Below are 2,791 nucleotides of genomic sequence, written 5' to 3'. Positions count from 1 at the left end.
ACGAGTTCTTCGCCCGCAACCGCGAACTCCTCGAGGAGGCCGAGGAGCTGGAGCACCGCGTCCGCCTCGACGCCGCCATGCGCGAGCTGCTCGGCCTGCCCGCCGGCACCGCCGAGCTGCCCGTCGCCGACTTCTGCGCCGCCGTCCACGTCGACGACCGCGGGCCCTTCACCGGGACCAGGCGCACCAGCGCCGCCGTCACCTACCACTTCCGCGTCACCACCCCCGGCGGGCGGGTGCGCACCCTGCTCGGCTGGAGCGACACCGGCCAGGGCCTCGACGGCGGCGACGACGGCTGCGGCCCCCGCCGCGGCATGGCCCTGGACGCCTCCGGCGACGAGCGGCGAGCCAGCGACCTCGTCCGCCTCGTCCACAGCGACGGCCTCACCGGGCTGCCCAACCGCGCCCTGCTCGACGCCCGCCTCGCCGCCGCCCTGGCCGGCGCCGGGCCGCGCCGCAACGTCCTGCTGCTGCTGCTGGACCTGGACCGCTTCAAGCTCGTCAACGACACCCTCGGCCACCAGGTCGGGGACGCGCTGCTGCGGCAGGTGGCCGAGCGGCTGCGCACCACCGCGCCCCCCGGTTCCACCCTCGCCCGCCTCGGCGGCGACGAGTTCGTCCTGTGCGTGCCCGACGTCGAGCGCCCCGAGTCCGCCCTCGCGCTGGCCCGCAACGTCGCGCGGGTGCTGCGCGCCCCCCACCAGCTGCCCGGCACCCCCGAACCGCTCGTCTGCACCGCCAGCGTCGGGGTCGCCGTCGCCTCCTCCGGCAGCGCCGACGAGCTGTTCCGCTCCGCCGACACGGCCCTCTACCGCGCCAAGGACCTCGGCCGCGACCGCTGCGCCGTCTACGACAGCGCCATGCGCGACGAGGCCCGCGCCCGGCACGACTCCGAGACGCGGCTGCGCCGGGCGCTGCGCGAGGACGGGCTGCGGCTGCTGTGGCAGCCCGTCGTCGACCTGCGCGAGCGCCGCACCGTCGCCGCCGAGTGCCTCGTGCGCCTGCACGACGACGTGGCGGGCCTGCTGGAGCCGGCGGCGTTCGTCGACACCGCCGAGGAGACCGGCCTCATCGTCGACGTCGACTCCTGGGTGCTGCAGGCCGCCCTGCGCCAGCTGGCGCGCTGGCACGGGCGCGGCGAGCGGCTGCAGGTCGCGTTCAACGTCTCCGGCCGCACCCTGGAGCACCCGGCGTTCGCGCACCGCCTCGCCTCCAGCGTGCAGCGCCACGGCGCGCTGGGCGCCGGCCTGCTCGCCGAGATCACCGAGCGGACCCTCATCGACCTGTCCCCGCCCACCCGCGCCAGCCTGCAGGAGCTGCGCAGCGTCGGCGCGAGCATCGGGCTGGACGACTTCGGGACCGGCTACTCCTCGCTGGCCTACCTGGACCGCTTCCCGCTGGGCTTCCTGAAGATCGACCGCTCGTTCGTGACGCCGCTGGGCACCTCCGCGCGCGCCGACGCCGTCGTAGAGGCCCTCATCGCGCTGGCCCACGCCCACGGCATGGTCGTGACGGCCGAGGGCGTGGAGACGGAGCTGCAGGCGCACCGGCTGCTGCGGATGGGCTGCGACCGCGCGCAGGGCTGGTTGTTCGGCCGGCCCGTCCCGGCCGCCGAGCTGCTGCCCGAGCGCTGAGCCGGCCCGGCGCCCGGGCGGCGCCGGGTCAGCGCCGGTGCACGTGGGCGGCGTCGGCCTGCGCCACCGGCCGCACGACGAGGTGGTCGATGTCCACGTGCGGCGGGCGCGTCACGGCGAAGGCGATCACGTCGGCGACGTCCGCGGCCGACAGCGGCGTCAGCCCCTCGTACACCTTCGCGGCCGCCTGCGCGTCGCCACCGAGGCGGACGAGGGAGAACTCCGTCTCCACCATGCCCGGCGCGATCTCCGTGACCCGCACCGGCTCCCCGAGCAGCTCCAGGCGCAGCGTGCGGCACAGGGCGTGCACCCCGTGCTTGACGGCGGTGTAGCCGCCCCCGCCGGGGTAGACCTCGAACCCGGCGATCGACCCCAGCACGACGACGTGCCCGTCGCCGCTGCGGCGCATCGCGGGCAGCAGCGCCCGGTGCACGCGCGCCACCCCGAGCACGTTCGTCTCGTACATCCGGCGCCAGCCGTCGGGGTCCAGGTCCGCCACCCGGTCGGTGCCCAGCGCCCCGCCCGCGCTGTGCACGACGACGGCGGCGTCCGGCACCGCCTCGGCCAGGGCGGCCACCGAGTCCTCGTCGGTCACGTCGAGCTGCACGGCCCGCCCACCGACCTCCGCGGCCAGCTCCTCGCAGCGCTCCACCCGCCGGGCCGCCGCCACCGTGCGGAAGCCCGCCGCGGCCAGCGCCCGCACGGTGGCGGCGCCGATCCCGCTGCTGGCGCCCGTCACGACCGCCACCCGGCCCCCGCCCGCACCCCGACCCGTGCCCACGCTCGCGTCCGCCATGGCCACATCCGACCAGACGGGAGCGCGCCCCCGTCGCCGGGGTGCCCCGCCGGTGGCGGCGCCTACCCTGGGCGGGTGCGCCTCGTCCTGCGGCCCGGGGAGGCCGAGCCCCCGCCGGAGCCGCTGCACACCGACGACCGCCGCGCCGTCCTCGTGGGCACCGTGGTGTGGCTCGTGCTGCTCGTCGTCGTGCTCGCCGCGCCCTCGGTGCGCCCCGGTGGCGACGGCCGCGCCGTCGGGGCCTGCGTCGCCGGCGTGCTGCTCGGCCTCCTCGCGCTCGGGTACCTGTCCCGGCGGGACCGGCGGGAGCGGCCGGGCGAGCGCGGCTGAGCCGCACGCCGGACCCGCACGCCCGCGCGCT

3 protein-coding genes are annotated in these 2,791 nt (G+C 77.7%); 2 read left to right on the top strand and 1 reads right to left on the bottom strand.

The window, feature by feature from the left end:
- A partial coding sequence (locus ABEB16_RS18040) for a putative bifunctional diguanylate cyclase/phosphodiesterase (protein WP_345713600.1) occupies positions 1–1,634 on the top strand: 1,634 nt, incomplete at its 5' end.
- 28 nt (positions 1,635–1,662) lie between these two features.
- Here ABEB16_RS18040 and ABEB16_RS18035 read toward each other — a convergent pair.
- On the bottom strand, positions 1,663–2,430 hold the full coding sequence (locus tag ABEB16_RS18035) for an SDR family NAD(P)-dependent oxidoreductase (RefSeq protein ID WP_345713599.1): 768 nt from the start codon (positions 2,428–2,430) through the stop codon (positions 1,663–1,665).
- A 75-nt stretch (positions 2,431–2,505) separates the two neighbouring features.
- On the opposite strand from ABEB16_RS18035, the gene ABEB16_RS18030 reads away from it, so the two are divergent.
- Positions 2,506–2,760, top strand: a complete 255-nt coding sequence (locus tag ABEB16_RS18030; RefSeq protein WP_345713598.1) for a DUF2530 domain-containing protein — start codon at positions 2,506–2,508, stop codon at positions 2,758–2,760.
- Positions 2,761–2,791 lie beyond the last annotated feature (31 nt).

Source organism: Kineococcus glutinatus, from assembly GCF_039542765.1.
Classification (GTDB): domain Bacteria; phylum Actinomycetota; class Actinomycetes; order Actinomycetales; family Kineococcaceae; genus Kineococcus_A; species Kineococcus_A glutinatus.
The sequence above is the reverse complement of the archived record's forward strand: the minus strand, read 5'-3'. Positions and strand labels throughout refer to the sequence as shown.

Excerpts from the sequence above, each read along its gene's own strand:
- ABEB16_RS18035 (WP_345713599.1), bottom strand. The coding sequence starts at position 2,430 with ATGGCGGACGCGAGCGTGGGCACGGGTCGGGGTGCGGGCGGGGGCCGG.